The organism is Flavobacterium rakeshii (assembly GCF_009741375.1).
Classification (GTDB): Bacteria; Bacteroidota; Bacteroidia; order Flavobacteriales; family Flavobacteriaceae; genus Flavobacterium; species Flavobacterium rakeshii.
This window is the reverse complement of record NZ_WOWP01000036.1, coordinates 1-19,353: the sequence shown is the minus strand read 5'-3', so window position 1 is coordinate 19,353 and position 19,353 is coordinate 1. Positions and strand designations below refer to the sequence as shown.

Genomic DNA, 19,353 nt, shown 5'->3' with positions numbered 1-19,353 from the left:
TATATAAATATATTAAAGTCTAAAAAAGAAATTTAAAACTTACGGAAAACCGTAAGGTAATTAATTACGTAAATAGTAAGTTTGAGTACAAACAAGCTATTAATTCATATTTTTTTATGAAAAAAAAGAACGTATTCTCAGCTTTATTTAGAAAAAGCAAGTTTTAAAAAAGAGTACGTAAAAAAATATAAAGAATACACACTTCTCACTATAAACGACCCAAAAAAGAGAATTAACCAGAGGCAGTAATTGCTCTCCACAAGAGTGTTGTGCTAATTTTAGCCATTATATGTTTATGATAATATCTAAAAACATGAAGAAAGCAACTGGATATGGTTCATTATTTTTGAACCGTATGTTTATGAGTGTATTTGAAATGGCTAATAACCGCCTCTGTACTTTGTTATGTAATCACCAAAACAATTTCCACTATGAAGTACATTATTATCAAAGGGTCCCGAAGCTCCGGCAAGGCTGAGACTATCAATGCTGTTTGTAAAAAACTTAAGCCTGAATCCATAAGAAGGCTTTATTTTCATGAAACCGGCAGAACATTTATGGAGCCCGTACCCCCATCTGCCGATATTAGTGACGGAACATATTTGGTAACTGTAAGAAAAAAGAACATCTTAATGGTTTCCAACTGCCCTACCGAGCAACGTAAAAAAATTTCCCACATTATGGATTCGGTTATGGGACTTAACATCAAACCCCACCTGGCCATTATCGCTATGAGAGGCCTGGAGAAACTAAAAAACTATTCAACAGCCAAAGAGCTGGAAAGCTATGGCAAATGCATTTATGAAACCAAAATATGGCGTATCCCTTCAAACCAGTTTAGCCTAACGGATGAATGGAACAAAAGGGTATCCTATTTAACAGCTATAACCCTGCATAATATTTGACTACCTACTTTACTTTGAAAAACAGAAAGCCTCCCGTAAGGGAGGCTTTCGTTTTTGTATTAAAATCCAATAATTAGTTAAATCTCCAAACAGCTATTGCATAAGGAGGCAATACAGTAATCCTCCCACCTCTTTTAAAGTTCCATGATTCATCCCCTACAAGCATTCTGGTGTTATTAAGTTTTAAGTTCATTTGCTGCTCAATGTAAACCGGCTGCCTTTCATCAGAAAGGTTCACAACCACAAGTACCTTTTCATTCTCAAACACCCTTAAAAAAGATATTGCATTTTCGTTAGTATTTGTAATTGGCACATAATCACCCAGAGCAAGTGCAGGCTGTAGCTTTTTATTCATAACTATTTCCCTGAAAAAATTACACGCAGAAGCCTTGTCTCTTATCTGTTCATCAACAGGTACTTTATTCATTACCATTTGCTTTGTCTCAGCCATAGGGTTAAACCATATAGCGTTACCGGATACCGAATCTTTATCAGACCAGTTAATAGCCTCGGTACCTGCCAGTTCATCTATTTGCACATTACCTGTTTCCTGCCCATAATAAATTGACGGCATACCACCTAACAACAAATTAAGCGTCGAAACCACCTTGTTTTGCCTGTCATCTGTAATTCTGATGGTAGAAAATCGTCCTACATAATTATCATCAGTAAACACCGCTACTCTTTTAGTTTCCGGCATGCTATCCTTATGAATTAAAACAGTAGTAGCCTTTTCAATGCTCTTTTTATCAAAAGACCTTAATGCTGTATTTAAGTTGGTATCAAAAACCACATCAAACCCTACATTATAAAAATCGGCAGGCTGTGCTTTATCATCCGCAGGGTAAGCCATAACAGTCACATCTGCCCTAAAATCTTTTATTCCTTTTATCACCGGAACCCAAAACTCCCTTAACAGGTTTTTCTGCCCTTCAAATTCATCAGCCACATTACTAAACCTCAAACCATCGGCACCGGCATAATAAATAGGACTGTTAGTTGGGTTTATCCAGTATTGCAGCATTTTTACTATTTCTCCTCTAACATTTGCCTCTTTAAAGTTTACGGCATAAGCCTTCGCATTTTCTCCGTTAAGCGATACATAATTTGTATTTTTATCTTGTAGCAGGCAGTTTTTACATTCTTGCTTTTTAGCAAACCAGTCATGCTTTTCGGTAACATAACGCAAATCAAAATCAAGATACACCTTCATTTTCCTGCGGTGGGCTTCCTGTATCAAATCCCTATAACCTTTAAAGGCTCCATAAGTTGCATCTACCTTACCCCAATTAGAAGCATAGTAATTCATAACATCACCGGCTTCATATATTGGTGTTAGCAAAATAGTGTTTACACCCAGCCATTGCAGGTAATTCAGTTTCTGCCTTACCCCCTCCAAATCACCATAGCCATCTTTATTAGCATCGTAAAAACTCCTTGGGTAAACCTGATAAATTACTTCCCTCTGAGCAAAAGCCGCAAAAGAAACAAACAGACAAAGTGTTAGTAATAGTTTTCTTAGCATAACAATAGTTTTGTTCAAATATAATATTATTTGACCATGCCTTAACGGTAAATACATTTCCAAATCTAAAAACACGGGGTTATTTTGTTATTTTTGCAAAGTCACAAGGAAAACTGATTGTTATGCTTATTATTGGGATTGCAGGTGGTACAGGGAGCGGAAAAACAACTGTAGTACACCAGATAATGAACGAACTTCCGCTTACAGAGGTAGGTATTATTTCTCAGGACTCCTATTACAAGGAAACCTCAAACCTTAGTTATGACGAAAGGGCAAAAATTAATTTTGACCACCCAAGGTCTATTGATTTTGAACTCCTTGTCCAACATCTTAAAGAACTCAAAGAAGGTAAAACCATAGAACAGCCAGTATACTCTTTTGTTACACACAACCGTACGGGAGATACTATAATAACACACCCCAGAAAGGTAATGATTGTAGAAGGTATACTTATCCTATCTGACCCGAAACTAAGGGAGATGTTTGACATTAAAGTATATGTTCATGCCGATGCCGACGAAAGACTTATAAGAAGATTAAGGCGTGACATTGCCGAACGTGGCCGTGATATGGAAGAGGTACTAAACAGGTATCAAACAACCCTTAAACCAATGCACGAACAGTTTATTGAACCCACAAAGGCTCATGCCGATATTATTATTCCGCATGACAGGTATAATACCGTAGCTATTGATGTGGTAAGGGCAGTAATTAATCAGCGTATACTTTAAAGGGCAATTCACTGAATAATTTGCAAAAAAAATCATTACTTTGTACAGTAAATTATCAATGCACTGATGAAAAAACCATTTAGCAAATTAATCACCCGTTATCCTTTCCTTAAATTCTTAGGAAACAAATACGTTTTGGTGCTTATTGGTTTAGCTGTTTGGCTTATGTTCCTTGATAATTATTCCTACTTTGAGAACAGGACTATTAATAAAGAATTAGAGGAACTGGAGGAAAACAAGGCATACTACATTCAGGAAATAAAAAAGGACAGCGCCAGTATTAAGCAACTTAATAATCCTGACCAGACCGAAAAATATGCACGCGAAAAGTATTACATGAAGCGTGAGAATGAAGATATATATATCATAGAATTTGAAGATAACGTGCCTGATGAAGACACGAAATCTCTTTAAAATGGTACGCATGAGCGAAAATTTATTTAATGAATTTGAACCTGTATCGTCCAAACAATGGAAACAACAGATACAGTATGAGCTGAAAGGAGCCGATTACAACGAAACTCTTATTTGGGAAAGCCCGGAAGGGATTAAGGTAAAACCGTTTTACCATATTGATGAGTTTGAAAAACCATTACAGGTTACAACCCACACCTCACAGTTTAAAATTTGCCAGAATATATTTGTTCATGATCTGGACAAATCAATAGCACGTGCAAAAGAAACGCTTAACCGTGGTGCCGAAAGTATCCGTTTTACCATCCCTAATGAACAGGTAGATTTAGAGAAATTGGTTAACAGCCTTCCTTTACAAAGCGTTCCGGTTTACTTTTATTTGAATTTACTTTCAATCGATTTCGTAAAAAAACTGGACAGCATTGCTAAAGCTAAAAATGCTTCCTTCTTTGTACAGCTAGACCCTATAGGTCAGCTAACTAAAGACGGAAACTGGTTCACAAATCTTGAAAAAGACTTCGAAGCCTTAAACACCATAGCTATTGCCTGTACTAATATACATTTCCTAAGTGTAGACAGTAGCCTGTACCAAAATGCAGGAGCTAATATTGTACAACAAATAGCCTACACCCTTGGTCATGCTAACGAATACTTTAATCGTGTTGCCACTATAAGTAAACCTATAGTACTACAAGTATCGGTAGGGACAAATTACTTTTTTGAAATTGCTAAGCTACGTGCCATGAGGCTTTTATTTAACCTCATCGCGAAAGAATATGATCACAACCTGGAATGCCATATAATAGCAGCACCAACTAAGCGTAATAAAACACTTTACGACTATAACGTAAATATGCTTCGTACTACTACCGAGTGTATGAGTGCGATACTGGGAGGAGCTGATACGGTTTTCAATCTGGCTTATGATGTGTTATACCATAAAGACAATGAGTTTGGCGACAGGATATCACGTAACCAGTTATTAGTACTAAAACACGAAAGCTACTTCGATAAGGTAAACAACCCGGCAGACGGAGCTTATTATATTGAAGAACTTACCCACCAACTGGCTGAAAAAGCTTTAGCGCTGTTTAAAGACATTGAGGCTGCAGGCGGATTCCTTACTCAGTTGAAAGAGGGTATCATTCAGCGTAAAATACAGGAAAGCGCAGCAAAAGAGCAGGAACTTTTTGATAACGGTAAAGAGGTACTGTTAGGAACCAACAAATACCCTAACAAAGATGACAGGATGAGTCATGACTTAGAGCTTTATCCGTTTGTTAAAAGCAACCCGAGAAAAACACTTATTACCCCTATTATAGAAAAGCGCCTTGCCGAAAAAGCAGAACAGCTAAGACTGGAAGATGAAAAAAGTAACACAGGTGCAGAATAACAGGTAACATGAGAAAGAATTTACAACACATACAGCTTGATACAAACAGCACCCCAAAACCGGCCGAACAAAAAAGCAATTTTGTTACCGCCGAAGGTGTTGAAGTAAAAGAAACATACAGTAAAGAAGATATTGAGAACCTGGAGCATTTAGGCTTTGGTGCAGGTTTTGCACCTAACCTTCGCGGGCCATACAGTACAATGTACGTACGCCGTCCGTGGACCATTCGCCAGTATGCAGGTTTCTCTACTGCCGAAGAAAGTAACGCCTTTTACCGCCGTAACCTTGCTGCAGGGCAAAAAGGATTATCAGTAGCGTTTGACCTTGCCACACACAGGGGGTACGACAGTGACCACGAGCGTGTAGTAGGCGACGTAGGTAAAGCAGGGGTTGCTATTGACAGTGTAGAGGATATGAAAATCCTTTTCGACCAGATTCCGCTGAGCGAAATGTCGGTTTCCATGACCATGAACGGGGCTGTGCTTCCTATCATGGCGTTTTACATTGTGGCAGCCGAAGAGCAGGGTGTTAAGCCGGAACTGCTTTCGGGGACCATTCAAAATGACATCCTAAAGGAGTTTATGGTTAGAAATACATACATCTACCCTCCTGCTCCTTCCATGAAAATTATTGCCGATATATTTGAATATACTAGCCAAAAGATGCCTAAGTTCAACTCTATCAGTATCTCCGGTTACCACATGCAGGAAGCCGGTGCCACTGCCGATATTGAACTAGCCTACACCCTTGCAGACGGATTGGAGTACATCCGTACGGGGATGGCAGCAGGTATGGAAGTTGATAAGTTCGCTCCCCGCCTTTCTTTCTTCTGGGCTATAGGTATGAACCATTTTATGGAAATTGCCAAAATGCGTGCAGGCCGTATGCTATGGGCTAAACTCTTAAAACAGTTTAACCCGCAAAGTGAAAAATCACTGGCATTACGTACGCATTGCCAAACCAGTGGATGGAGTTTAACAGAACAGGATCCGTTTAATAATGTGGCGCGTACTGCTATCGAAGCTGCCGCAGCTGCATTTGGAGGAACACAATCCCTTCACACCAATGCACTGGATGAGGCAATAGCACTACCTACCGATTTTTCGGCACGTATTGCACGTAACACACAGATATTCCTTCAGGAAGAAACAAAAATAACCAAAACGGTAGACCCGTGGGCAGGAAGCTACTATGTGGAAAGCCTAACGGCAGAAATAGCCGAAAAAGCCTGGGCTTTAATCGAAGAGGTTGAAGAACTTGGCGGTATGACCAAAGCTATTGAGGCGGGTATACCTAAACTTCGTATTGAAGAGGCTGCTGCCAGAAAACAGGCACGTATTGACAGCGGACAGGACGTTATTGTTGGTGTAAACAAATACAGGCTGGAGAAAGAAGATCCGCTTCATATCCTTGAGGTAGATAACCAAACCGTACGCCGTCAGCAAATTGAACGCCTTGACAGTATTAAGGCAAGTCGTGACAATCAAAAAGTTACCGAATGCCTTGAGAAACTTACCGCATCGGCAAAATCAGGCGAGGGTAACCTGCTTGAACTTGCTGTAGATGCAGCACGCCACAGGGCTACCCTGGGTGAGATTAGTGATGCACTGGAAACAGTTTTCGGACGATATAAAGCACAAATCAAATCATTTAGCGGAGTGTACAGCAAAGAGATTAAAAACGACGAGAGCTTTGAAAAAGCAAAACAGCTTGCAGATGAATTTGCTAAGCTGGAAGGCCGTCGCCCAAGGATAATGATTGCAAAAATGGGTCAGGATGGGCACGACCGCGGTGCTAAAGTAGTAGCAACAGGTTATGCAGATGTTGGTTTTGATGTAGACATTGGTCCATTATTCCAAACTCCTGCCGAGGCAGCAAAACAGGCTGTAGAGAACGATGTTCATATTTTAGGGGTTTCATCACTTGCCGCAGGTCACAAAACGTTAGTACCACAGGTAATTGCCGAACTTAAAAAATACGGACGTGAAGATATTATGGTAATTGTAGGCGGGGTTATCCCGGCTCAGGATTACGAATATCTGTTTGATGCAGGTGCAGTTGCCGTGTTTGGTCCGGGTACTAAAATCAGCGAGGCCGCTATCAAAATACTGGAAGTACTTATTAAAGGATTTGAATAGTCTCAATAAAAATAAAACTCCGTTGCTCAGTTCAACGGAGTTTTTTTATGTATTTGTAGTAACTTTACCTGTCAAACAACTACTAAACCCAATAGTATGAAAAAGCATTTACTTTTATTAATGCTCCTTCCGTTAGGTTTTACCGCTATGGCGCAAACCGAAAACCCTAATTATGATAAGGAACTTGCCGAGTCACTGGGTGCCGATGATTATGGCATGAAACAGTATGTTTTTGTTATATTGAAAACAGGCCCCAATAAAGTGGAAGACCAAGCTAAGCTTAACGAATTGTTTAGAGGCCATATGGCAAATATAGAGCGCCTTGCCAGTGAGGGCAAACTGGTGGTAGCAGGTCCTTTTATGAAAAATGACAAAAACTACAGGGGTATTTTTATCTTCAATGTAAAGACTATTGAGGAGGCTGAAGCCTTACTGGAATCAGACCCTGCCGTAAAAGAAAAACTGTTTGAGGCCGAAATGACCCAATGGTATGGATCGGCAGCATTAGGTGAATACCTTAAAACACACGAGAAAATAGAAAAAAAGAAACCCTGATAACTTGAGATATAATGGATATTAAAAAAGTATTTGACAACAACAAAGAGTGGATCGCCAAACAACTTAAAAACAGTCCGTCTTACTTTGACAGTTTAGCCAAAGGACAGTCGCCTGAAATCCTGTACATAGGATGTGCCGACAGCCGTGTTACTGCCGAAGAGATTATGGGACTTGAACCGGGCGATGTTTTTGTACACCGTAACATTGCTAATATGGTACCTAACAGTGACCTTAATGTAATGTCGGTTATCAACTATGCTGTTGATTTCCTTAAGGTAAATCACGTGGTGGTATGCGGGCATTACAACTGTGGTGGTGTGAAAGCTGCAATGGAGTCGGCCGACTTAGGTATACTAAACCCCTGGTTAAGAAATGTTCGTGACGTATACCGTTTACACAAGGCAGAACTTAACGCTATTGAAGACGAAGACAAACGTTATGACAGGCTTGTTGAGCTTAACGTACAGGAGCAGTGTATCAATGTAATTAAAACTGCCGAGGTACAAAGAGCTATTAACAACCGTAACCTTACCGTACACGGTTGGATTTTTGACCTTAGAACAGGTAACCTTGTGGATTTGAAAATCGACTTCCAGTCTATCACAAAAGGTATTGCCGACATCTATAGAATTACCTAAAGATTAACATTGCTGCGCCCGAAGTTTAGTATATTTACTTACTAATACTTGTTTCATGGAACAAAAGTACTTCGGCCTAAAAGGACTTACTTCTCAGGAAGTTGAACAGTCCAGAGAAAAACACGGCAGCAATGCTATAAACTTCAAGAAAGAAAACAGGATAATCATGGCGCTCAAAGACCTGGTCAAAGAGCCCATGATTATTTTATTACTGGTAGCCGCTGCCATATACTTTATTAGCGGCGATACAGGCGACGGTATATTTATGGCTGCTTCCATACTTCTTGTAGCCACCATTTCACTGTATCAGGAATCCCGAAGCCGTAATGCGCTCGAAAAACTTAAAAGCTATACCCGCCCCCATTGCAAAGTAATACGCAATGGAGAGGAACAAACCATTAATAACGAAGAGCTCGTTATTGATGACCTTATGATTGTGGAAGAAGGCTCATCAGTAGCCGCAGATGGTGTTATTATACAGGCCAACGATTTCTCGGTAAACGAATCGGTTATAACAGGAGAATCATTCCCCGTTTCTAAAGACCAAAACAAAGAAGATAAGCAAGTATATAGTGGTACCATTGTAGTTTCGGGACTTGCCGTAGCACGCGTTACAGCCATAGGCTTAGGCACCCGACTGGGACAGATAGGTCAAAGCCTGGAAGACATCAGTAATGAGAAAACCCCGTTGGAAAGACAGATTGCCAATTTTGTAAAGAAAATGGTAATTCTTGGGGCTGTTGTTTTTATTGCGGTTTGGGTATTTAATTATATCAACTCGGGCAACATTGTAGACAGTCTTTTAAAATCGCTTACACTGGCAATGAGTATACTGCCGGAAGAAATACCGGTAGCCTTTACAACCTTTATGGCACTTGGTGCATGGCGTCTTATGAAAGCAGGAATCATCGTTAAACAAATGAAAACGGTTGAAACACTGGGAAGCGCCACTGTAATATGTACCGATAAAACAGGGACGATAACCGAGAATAAAATGACGCTTGCACGTGTTGCTGCCTTCCCTAATCTTACAATAAATAATCCGGGAGAGGACAATCTGAATCCAAACGACAAACAACTGATTTCATATGCCATGTGGGCCAGCGAACCTATTCCGTTTGACCCTATGGAAACGGCACTGCATGAAGCATACCTTAAACTTGGAGAAGATAAAAGACCTGACTTTAAAATGGTTCATGAGTATCCGCTTAGCGGAAAACCTCCTATGATGACCCATATTTTTGAAGACAGTAACGGTAACCGCATTATTGCAGCCAAAGGCGCTCCCGAGGCTATGATGGAAGTATCAGGACTCACAAACGATGAAAAAGAAAAAGTAAACAATACCATAGCCCAACTGGCAGAAAACGGTTTTAGGGTGCTGGGAGTGGGACACACTGTTTTTGACGGAAACAATTTCCCCGAGCATCAGCAGGATTTTAAATTCAGATTTAATGGTATAGTCGCCTTTTATGATCCGCCAAAAGAGAATATATCCTCTGTATTCCAATCGTTTTATGATGCAGGGATTGAGGTTAAAATAGTAACCGGAGATAATGCCCTTACTACAGCCTCTATAGCTAAGCAGGTTGGCTTTAAGGATTATGATAAGACCCTTAGCGGTGATGAACTGATGAAACTTACTGATGAGGAACTAAAAAATAAGGTAATGCATACTGCTATTTTTACCCGAATGTTCCCCGAGGCCAAACTCAAAATCATTAATGCACTTAAAGCCTGCAATCAGGTAGTAGCTATGACAGGTGACGGCGTAAATGATGGTCCCGCACTCAAAACGGCACACATAGGTATAGCCATGGGTAAAAAAGGGACTGAGATTGCCAAAGAGGCAGCCTCTCTTATCCTACCCGATGATAATCTTGCCAGAATGGTAGATGCCATTGCCATGGGAAGAAAAATATATACCAACCTGAAAAAGGCGATACAGTATATTATTTCCATACATATCCCTATTATACTAACAGTATTCATTCCGCTGGCAGCAGGCTGGATATACCCTAATATTTTTACTCCGGTACATGTTATATTCCTTGAGCTTATAATGGGGCCTACCTGTTCTATTATTTATGAGAATGAGCCTATGGAAAAAAATACCATGAACCATAAGCCAAGGCCATTTACTGCCACCTTCTTTAATTTAGGGGAGCTTTTAACCAGTATTATACAGGGACTGGCTATTACCGCAGGAACTATTGGGGTTTACCTTTATGCCGTTTCACTTAACCTAACCGAATCACACGTACGTACCATGGTGTTTGTTACCCTTATATCGGCTAATATATTCCTTACACTGGTAAACCGTTCGTTTTATTACTCAGTAATTACTTCTTTTGGATACAAAAACAGGCTTATCCCACTAATAATAGGGATTACGGTATTGCTTACCTTTTTATTGCTTTATGTAGACCCGTTTGTAATGTTCTTTGAGTTTAGCACTCCTTCCCTATGGTTACTGGGAGTAAGTATACTTGCAGGATTTGTATCGGTAATATGGTTTGAAATTGTAAAATGGGTAAAACGGTTGAGAAACAAATAATCAGAACAGTATAAAAATAAAAAAGCCCTGTTATAAACAGGGCTTTAAAGGAGGCGTGTTAGTATAGAAGTTTATCCCCACTATTAAAACTATAAAATACCTTTTGCACTCCTTGTGCGACAACTGTTCCCTAATAATTTTGCTACATCAAAGTTTATCCCCACTATTGAAAACTGTTAATGCAACTTGTCAAAACCATTTAAAAGGTTCAATTGTCACGAGTTTCGGCTGCTTTTGGCTTCCCCACTAAATTAAAGCTTCCAAGCATCACCGAATATTATTACTGAAGTAACAGGCAGCATATAAGTTTATCCCCACAAACAAATTTTATGCCGCCTTACTTACAGTTTTACATTCCTGATATTATAAATTCACATCTTCTGTTAAGCCTGTGTTGCTCTTCACTACAAATCACACCATCAGGACACTTGCTTAACAACTGTGTTTCTCCATATCCTCTACCGCTTACACGTGAAGGATCTATACCATGATTAACGATATAGGCAATAATGGAGTTAGCTCTTTTATCTGATAGTACCTGATTGTATTTTCTGGAAGCTCTTGAATCTGTATGCGTTCTTACATCCAAGTGTGCACTTGGATTTTGCTGTAAGTAAGCCACTACTTTATTCAGATCTTTCTCAGCTTCAGGCTTAACATTATACTTCCCTAAATCAAAATATATATATTCTATATTAAATACTTTGGCCAGGTCAGTGCTATTATTAGGATCAATAACAACCTTTTTCTTCTCTATTACAGGCTGGATGGTAAATATCTGTTTACACATTACTTCAAAAGAATAGTTACCGTTTTCATCTGAAACACCTTCTATAACCACTTCTCCGTCTTCATTAAGTACCTGTATCTTGGTATTAGCAAGTACCTCACCTGTAAACTCTTTAGTAAGTAAACCTTCAAGTTTCTCTCTACAGTCAGGATCTATTATCTCTATTTCCTTATAGCTGTAAACATCATCATTACCACCTCTGTTTGTTGTAAAGAAACCTCCCGAAGATTCTGCATCAAATATCAGTGCAAAATCATCTCTTTCACTATTAATAGGTCTACCCATATTAAAAGCTCTTACGTAATTACCGTCGGGTTCTCTCTTACTCATAAAGATATCAAGTCCGCCAAGCCCCGGATGCCCTTCAGACGCAAAGTACAGATCATCAAACTCCGACACAAAAGGGAATGTTTCACGTCCTTCGGTATTAATACCCGGACCAAGATTTTCTGCCATACCAAACGTTCCGTTACCTTTTATACTTACCCTGTATATATCAGACATACCAAAGGTTCCAGGCATATTTGAGGCAAAGTAAAGTATACTTTCATCAGCACTTAAGGCCGGGTGTGCACAACTGTATTCATTACTGTTAAAAGGCAATTCGGTTACATCAGTCCATTCAGTACCGTTAAAGGTCGCTCTATAAATTTTTAATAATATACCGTTATGATCATCCTTTTGAACCTTACCCTCATTATAGTTATTACGGGTAAAATATACCGTGTTACCATCTTTGGTAAAAACAGGGGTTGACTCATGATACTGTGTATCAAGATTAAGAGAAAACTTCTCTACTACATCTTTAAGACTGTCGTCTTCTTTTATAGATGTCATGTACAAACCGGTAAACGATTCGTTAGTCCATCTGTCTACTTTTTTACGTTTCTTTTTACCGTCCAGAGTATCTCTTGACGATGCAAAAACAATTTTATCTTTCCCAAAAAAAGCCGTACCATAATCTGAAAACTTAGTATTAATTTTCATTTTCTCAATGGTATACTTATCAGAGTTTTTATCAATCTCTTTTCGGTAATCTTTATTTTCCAAAAACATTTGTGTCCTGATGTCGTCATTGCTCATATTGGCAAATTCCTGCATCTTTTCATCTGCCTGATCTATCTTACCAACAAACTTTAGGGTTTGCGCATAGCGGTAATAATACTCGGGATCTACTTTTTTACCAAGGCTAAAAAGCTTGTTATACCATTGGTAGGCATAATCCAGCTCCCCCCTAAAATAATAACAGTCACCTGTTTTCTCATAAAGCTCTATAGACCTGAAACCGGTATTAGCTACTTCCAGATAAATTTCCAGTGCATCGCTGTAAGCATAATTCTCAAACTCTATGTTTGCCTGTTTCATTTCCCTTCTGGGAATTTGAGCAAAAGCGAGGTTATAGCTAAACAGCAGTAAGGTTAAAAGTCTTGTATATTTTATTTTTATAATCTCCATAAATTCTAAAAGAATCGTGGGTTAGCTACTCTTTCATGTTTCTTAACAAGCTCAAAACGTAAGTATACCTCGTGTGAACCCGAATTGTAATCGGCCAGTTTTGTGGTTTCCATATCATAGGTATACCCCAGGAAAAAATCTTTAGTTATCTGGAAACCTATCAGGGCACTCAGTGCAGCGTCCCAACGGTATCCCATACCTACAGTAAACTGCTCGTTATATAAAAAGTTTGCCGAGACATCTACCTGTAAAGGCGAACCTTTTGTAGCCTTAACCATAGTTGCAGGCTTAAACTTAAGGTTGTAAGACAGGTCAAAAACATGCCCTCCAATAAAGTAATAGTGCATCCTATCGGTAGCTACTGATGTTGAGTTGTGCTCATAGTGTTTTGTTTCCAGAAACTTTGGAACCGAAATACCCACATAAGTATCATCTGAATAAAGGAAAACCCCTGCACCAATATTTGGTGAAAACTTGTTATCAATATTATTTTGAAACCTTGGGTCTGCCGGGTCAAAAATATTAAGCTTAGTAAAATCGATATTCAATAAATCGGCCGTAGCCTTTAATCCAAAAGCTAACTGGTAATTGTATGACACATCAATAGTGTACGAAAAATCTACCGATATGGCATTATCATCCATAGGTCCTATTTTATCGTTAGTAAACGAAAGTCCCATACCTATTTTCTCCCCTACCGGCGAGTTAATAGATGCCGTAGCCGTTGTTGGCGCTCCATCAAGTCCTACCCACTGGGCACGGTAAATACCAAATATGCTGGTTTGCCCTCTGGATCCTGCATAGGCAGGGTTTACATTAATGGTATTATACATGTATTGTGTATACTGCGGATCCTGTTGTGCATTTGCAAAAGCAGCTGTAAGCAACAGCAACACATATACAATTTGCTGTTTAAAATTTATTCGCATCATTTTATTATCCCTCTTCATTACTCTATTCTGTACTTATGTATAAATAACCTGTTTTCTTAACTGTACCTCCCTGGTTAGGATACTGTATTACATAAAAGTAAGTACCTGCAGGCAGTTTATCTTTTTGGGTAACGGTAGCCCTACCGGACGATACTCCGTCAAAAACATTTCCGTGGCTGTCATACTCGGCTGTTTCAAATACCATTACACCCCATCGGTTAAAAATTTGTACTGTATTACCCGGGTGAGCAGTAATTCCCTCTATATAGAAGTAATCATTTTGTCCGTCACCATCGGGAGTTACACCATTGTAAATAATAATATCTTCTGTAGGGAGATATCCTCTTCTAAGCCTTCCCAGTGTAAACACACCATAGCCTGATACATGCACGGGAGTGGTAACTGTCCTGTCAAACATATCCTGAACACCACCTTCGTCAACCCACATTTGGGAATCTTCATCCCATCTCACTACTCTTATAGCCTCTGTAGGTTCTACTAAAAGTTCAGATGGTGTTGTGGTAAACTCATCCCAGCTAAGGGTTACCAAAACATCGGCTTCGCCTTCAGTTCTTTCAATAGTCCAGTATTCTCTTCCGTCAATAAGTTCTATTTCCTGTGCTCTGTTCTCATGCGGATAAAGCGCATTAGAATCTTCCATATAATATTTAGCCGTAAAGCTGTCTGAAATTTCTTCAGGAGCAGAAATAGCAGCATACCTGTAGTATTGCCCATCTCCAATAGGATAAGTGAAGTTGTTGTACCCCGTTTTAATCACGTGGCCATCAACAAAACTATCATCACTGGTATTGGTATGTGTTGCATCATTCTCAAATATGATTATTCCCCCAAATACATCATTCTGAACAATTCCGTTATAAAAATCGGCATTACCGCTTATCGAAATATCCCCATACAAACGAAAAGCAGGTTGCTGGTTAGAATTGTAAAACAACACATTGTTAAAATCGGCTGGTATGCTGCCGGTTATATTCTGCTGAGTGTATCCTTCAAACCTTGTGTACCCTGTATAAGAAGGGTTAAAGGTTGTAATACCATCATTATTAAAGTTACCCTTAAGTAATACTTCTCCGTTATTTTCATACTCGCCCAGGTCTGTATTATCAAAATCAGACTCGACGGAAACGAGTGTACCCGGACTAACATAAAGAATACCTTCATTTACGGTTTGCCCGGTTTGAGCTAAAACAACTCCTGAAAATAACAGGAACATGTATGTTAAGTTTATTTTTTTCATTTTATTAATTTAAACAGTTATTAGGGGGCTATCTGTTCTAATTACTTTTTACCCTTTGATAAATCATTGGATTGGTTATAACCTTACAATTTCTTGTGGTTATAGCCACTACATTACTTGCCGACGACTCACAGGCTAGGCCCGATGTTGCTATCGTTATCCTTCGGTAATATTTTGAAGCGGTTAAAACTCCCGGCTGGTATGTTGAAGCTGTTGCACCTGCAATGGTTGTCCATCCGGTAGATCCGTCGTCAGACGATTCCCATCTGTAAGTAATACTACCTGTACCTGTACCATCAGTTGTTGACGCAATAATTGCAGGAGCAGTATCTGTACATATACTTTGATTATTACCAATAGTACCTGCTGTTACTGCTGCATTTACTGTAATCTTTACACTTGATGTAGCAGGTGATTCACAAGCCGTACCAGAAGTGGCTATAGTTATCCTCCTGTAGTATGTGGTTACAGTTAAAGCATCGGGCTGATAAGTAGCATCATTAGCTCCGGAAATAATAGTCCAACCTATATTTCCGTTTACAGATGACTCCCAACGGTAGGTTACATTACCCGTACCCGTACCATTTTCCACAGATGTTAGCTGTGCAGGAGTATCTCCGTTACATATGGTTTGGTCACTGCCTATACTTCCTGCTGTTACCTGACTGTTTACAGTTATCACTACCGTACCGGAAGGAGACGACTCACAGGTTGTACCTCCTGATGTTGACCTTGTAATCCTCCTGAAATAAGTAGTAGTAGTTAATGTACCCGGCTGGTAATTATTTGATGTACCACCCGTTGCTGTCCAACCTGTACTACCGTCTGCAGACGATTCCCAACGATAGGTTATCGTTCCCGGATCTATTGACACGCTTCCAGTTAATAATGAAGGTGTAGCACCATAACATATTGTTTGGTTACTACCTATGCTTCCTGAGCTAATAGCATTGTTAACCGTTATCTGAACAATATTAGTTTGTCCTGATTCACAGTTTTTATTATTTGATGCTGCTAACGTAGTTCTTCTGTAATATGTCGTAGCGGTTAATGCGCCCGGTTGATAGGTTGCACCTGTAGCACCCGAAATAATAGTCCATCCATTTGTTCCGTTTGCAGATGATTCCCAACGATAAGTTACCGTACCTGTACCGGTGCCCGATGATACATTACTTATTGCAGATGGTGCAGAACCATTACATATAGTTTGTGCATTACCTATTTCTCCCGCTGTAGGAGCAGCTATAACAATTACATCTATACTCGCTAACGGACCTTCACATTGACCATTAAACTGACTTACATAGAAAGTATATGTACCCGGCGAACTGGTATTTGGTGTAAAAGGTGTGCTGGATGCAAAACCACCAGGTACCGTATACCATTTTAATGTGTATGAAGTATCTGTTACTGTAGCTATTAAAGGTGATGCTGTTTCTCCTTGACAATAATATACAGGAGTAGTAACTATAGGTGCTACCGGGTCTAAAGTTATATTTACAGTATCAGTATTATTACCCCTATTTTCTACAGGCTCTATTGTGGTAGTCTCGCTACCTTGAAAGTTCGAATTTTTATAACGTCTTACAATTTGCTCATAAACAACTGATGCCGAATTTGTATAAGGAACATTATTATTTGTGGTTATAGTATATGTAATAGGGTGCTCATAAACCTCGCCAATAGTTAATGTACCTTGAGCTTCGTCATCATCTCCTATACTATATATATATGTTGTATATCCTGAAGATGGTGTATCATAATAAACCTCTCTGTGCCAACCATCATAATCAGCATCTGTTTGATTTAAAGTATAACCTGGGGGTACTACTTCGGTTACAATGATTCTTTTAGCGGTATACTCTCTAGTGTTACCATGATTATATGACTGATAGTATTCATAATCAATATTTGCCTGCCCCACATTAGCTACCTGTAACGTAAAAGTATTACCGTTTGTAAGATCAAGACATGAACTATCTGCTGTTTTATTAACTACAACATCTATTCCTTCAGCATATACAGGAGTACTAATTTGCTTACTGTTATTACTCATATCTTCATCATACAATAAAGGAGTAATCTCAATAAAGTTATTTAGAACGTTACCTTCGGGAACAGAATATAAACGTCCCGTAACAAATATTTTACCAATATGGCCTGCTTCTAAATCAAACGTTCCGGTTATCTCATTTGAATTTGGATCAGGAATTGTTATTGAATCGAAACCATCCGTAGTGATAGACGTGATTTCAAAATCATCTGTCAATATTAAATTACCTTCACCATCAGTCAGTCTGTCTAAAAAATCAACATTAAGAGCATCAAAATCAGTATCATTATATACTTCAATAGTATAGGTTACCTGATTAGCATTACCCGTATTCACCGTTCTTAAAAAATCTTTATTGGCTCTTTTATCAACCCTAAGGTTTCCTGGTGTTGTCACTAAAAGATTCCTGATTTCATGATAGTTAACCCCTCCACCGGTAGAGGCTCCAAAACCTAATTTCAGTAATGGTGGCGGTGCATCGGTAGTTGTATAACTAATTAAATCTGAAAAATCATCTGTAGGAGATTTTTTCCATCTCACAGTTATCTTATAATACTCACCTATGGCATCCATCGGTATGATTTCAAGCTGTACTCTTCTGTAAAAAGTATCATCATCAGGTCTATTATCAACTCTGGTATTATAATCAATCTCATCTACACCCCTTTTTTGTTCAATTGTACCTCCGCTAACTAAACCAACACCCGCAAGATATCTATTTGTAGTTGATGAGTTATTAGTTGTAGGTCCTCTCAACACTACAGCATTAGGCACTTCTCCGGGACCACCAACTCTTCCTTCCGTAGCATTAGAAAAGTTACCATAAGCATCAAAACCAACACCTACATAACCACCTGCAAGTCCGTTACCGCCGTTTGGAGCATATCCTAACGATCCCCCTAAACCACCTATCTGGAATGGTACCGATGCATCAAACAAATAAACACCTAAACCATCTGCACCTTTGTAATTATCATTTACATCACGCCACATTTTATACTCAAAATCCACCAAAACACCCTCGGTTGAAGGAAATGAATTATTGATATAAGCATATCCTCTTTGATTAGCATCTGAAGTAGTTAACCTTAACCACCCCTGATTAACCGGATCATCTATACCGGATGTAAGATAAGCCATTCCGGCCGATCCTCCGGGACCACCAATTATGATATTAGGATTACCACTTCCCCTAAAGTCTTCTGATATGGCAAACTGTGCATAAACCTTATTTGCCGAAAAGAAAACAACAGTCAGGAGAAGGAATAGTATCCTAAATGAGTTATGGTTAAATATATTTTTATCTTGATTTCGCATGATTTCTTATTGCTAAACCATGCACGCGGGTTAAATATACCCGCATGCAGGTTAGTTTATTTTACTACAAAAACAATATTCATGTAAGAAGCCGCTGTACCCGACCCTATAATGTCGTAAGTAAGTATACCGTTTTCGTCAATACTCACATTAGCAAATACTGTAGTATCATAATATGTGATATAGTAATACATATCTGTAGCCTCAGGTAAGATTGGTACTGCTGCCGGAGCTCCGGCACTTGCTACAAACGTTCCGCTTGGTGTTCCTGTATTTAATGAACCTCCTGTTGTGGTATTTGGTACAAATTCCTGGTTTGCAAACTGTCCTTTGTATTCCAAATACAAATTCCTTTTCAGGTTAGTTTCGTTAGCCGATGTATCAAATATCACAGCCGGCATATAGAAGAACTTAGGAGTCATACTTGTAGGAGTCGCTGTCCATTGTACATTACCATCAGCATCTGTTGTAAGGCTCATATTATCTCCTCCTGATTGAATATCATCCGTTGAAATTGTACCATCCTCAATTTTATCAGATGTTACTGTATCATCTGCCAGTTTTGAATTAGTTACTGCTCCGTTTTGAATATTCAATATCACATCATTAAAGACTGCGTCTTCACCACCAGATACAGAAAGATCTGTAGATGTTATATCTCCGTCACCTGAAAGAGCCGAAATATTCAC

Annotated in this window: 13 protein-coding genes and 1 pseudogene; 8 read left to right on the top strand and 6 right to left on the bottom strand. The window is 39.1% G+C overall.

Translation table 11 applies throughout. The features are described from left to right. Nucleotides 1-431: 431 nt before the first annotated feature. Nucleotides 432-905, top strand: a complete 474-nt coding sequence (locus GN157_RS10880) for a hypothetical protein (RefSeq protein ID WP_157483428.1) — start codon at nt 432-434, stop codon at nt 903-905. Between the two features lie 73 nt (nt 906-978). Here GN157_RS10880 and GN157_RS10875 read toward each other — a convergent pair whose 3' ends face one another. Further along, nucleotides 979-2,430: an alpha-amylase family glycosyl hydrolase gene (locus tag GN157_RS10875; RefSeq protein WP_197429437.1), complete on the bottom strand. Its 1,452-nt coding sequence runs from the start codon at nt 2,428-2,430 to the stop codon at nt 979-981. 122 nt (nt 2,431-2,552) lie between these two features. Between GN157_RS10875 and udk the strand changes: the two genes are divergently transcribed. The 7 genes from udk (at nt 2,553) to GN157_RS10840 (ending at nt 10,859) form a co-directional block, all read left to right on the top strand. Further along, nucleotides 2,553-3,161, top strand: a complete 609-nt coding sequence (udk, locus tag GN157_RS10870) for a uridine kinase (protein WP_157483426.1) — start codon at nt 2,553-2,555, stop codon at nt 3,159-3,161. A 66-nt stretch (nt 3,162-3,227) separates the two neighbouring features. Continuing rightward, nucleotides 3,228-3,575 carry an FtsB family cell division protein gene (locus GN157_RS10865; protein WP_157483425.1) on the top strand — a complete coding sequence of 116 codons (348 nt, stop codon included), beginning with the start codon at nt 3,228-3,230 and terminating at the stop codon, nt 3,573-3,575. Between the two features lie 10 nt (nt 3,576-3,585). Further along, the gene (locus tag GN157_RS10860) at nt 3,586-4,968 is read left to right on the top strand and encodes a methylmalonyl-CoA mutase subunit beta (RefSeq protein ID WP_157483424.1); all 1,383 of its coding nucleotides are present in this window, start codon (nt 3,586-3,588) and stop codon (nt 4,966-4,968) included. Between the two features lie 8 nt (nt 4,969-4,976). Then, nucleotides 4,977-7,106: a methylmalonyl-CoA mutase gene (scpA, locus tag GN157_RS10855; protein ID WP_157483423.1), complete on the top strand. Its 2,130-nt coding sequence runs from the start codon at nt 4,977-4,979 to the stop codon at nt 7,104-7,106. A gap of 96 nt (nt 7,107-7,202) precedes the next feature. Continuing rightward, entirely contained in the window at nt 7,203-7,661 is a 459-nt protein-coding gene (locus GN157_RS10850; protein ID WP_157483422.1) for a YciI family protein, read from the top strand. 14 nt (nt 7,662-7,675) lie between these two features. Beyond that, nucleotides 7,676-8,302, top strand: a complete 627-nt coding sequence (locus GN157_RS10845; RefSeq protein WP_157483421.1) for a carbonic anhydrase — start codon at nt 7,676-7,678, stop codon at nt 8,300-8,302. A gap of 55 nt (nt 8,303-8,357) precedes the next feature. Next, entirely contained in the window at nt 8,358-10,859 is a 2,502-nt protein-coding gene (locus GN157_RS10840) for a cation-translocating P-type ATPase (protein ID WP_157483420.1), read from the top strand. Between the two features lie 349 nt (nt 10,860-11,208). Here GN157_RS10840 and GN157_RS10835 read toward each other — a convergent pair whose 3' ends face one another. The 5 genes and pseudogenes from GN157_RS10835 to GN157_RS17850 form a co-directional block, all read right to left on the bottom strand. Then, nucleotides 11,209-13,014 carry an OmpA family protein gene (locus GN157_RS10835; RefSeq protein WP_197429436.1) on the bottom strand — a complete coding sequence of 602 codons (1,806 nt, stop codon included), beginning with the start codon at nt 13,012-13,014 and terminating at the stop codon, nt 11,209-11,211. Nucleotides 13,015-13,109: 95 nt separating this feature from the next. Beyond that, nucleotides 13,110-14,033, bottom strand: coding sequence for a PorP/SprF family type IX secretion system membrane protein (locus GN157_RS10830; protein ID WP_157483429.1), 924 nt, complete (start codon nt 14,031-14,033; stop codon nt 13,110-13,112). A gap of 25 nt (nt 14,034-14,058) precedes the next feature. Then, the gene (locus GN157_RS10825) at nt 14,059-15,294 is read right to left on the bottom strand and encodes a gliding motility-associated C-terminal domain-containing protein (protein ID WP_157483418.1); all 1,236 of its coding nucleotides are present in this window, start codon (nt 15,292-15,294) and stop codon (nt 14,059-14,061) included. Between the two features lie 37 nt (nt 15,295-15,331). Then, nucleotides 15,332-18,664, bottom strand: a complete 3,333-nt coding sequence (locus GN157_RS10820; protein WP_157483417.1) for a hypothetical protein — start codon at nt 18,662-18,664, stop codon at nt 15,332-15,334. 56 nt (nt 18,665-18,720) lie between these two features. Then, nucleotides 18,721-19,353: pseudogene (locus tag GN157_RS17850) on the bottom strand (hypothetical protein); the annotation flags it as partial.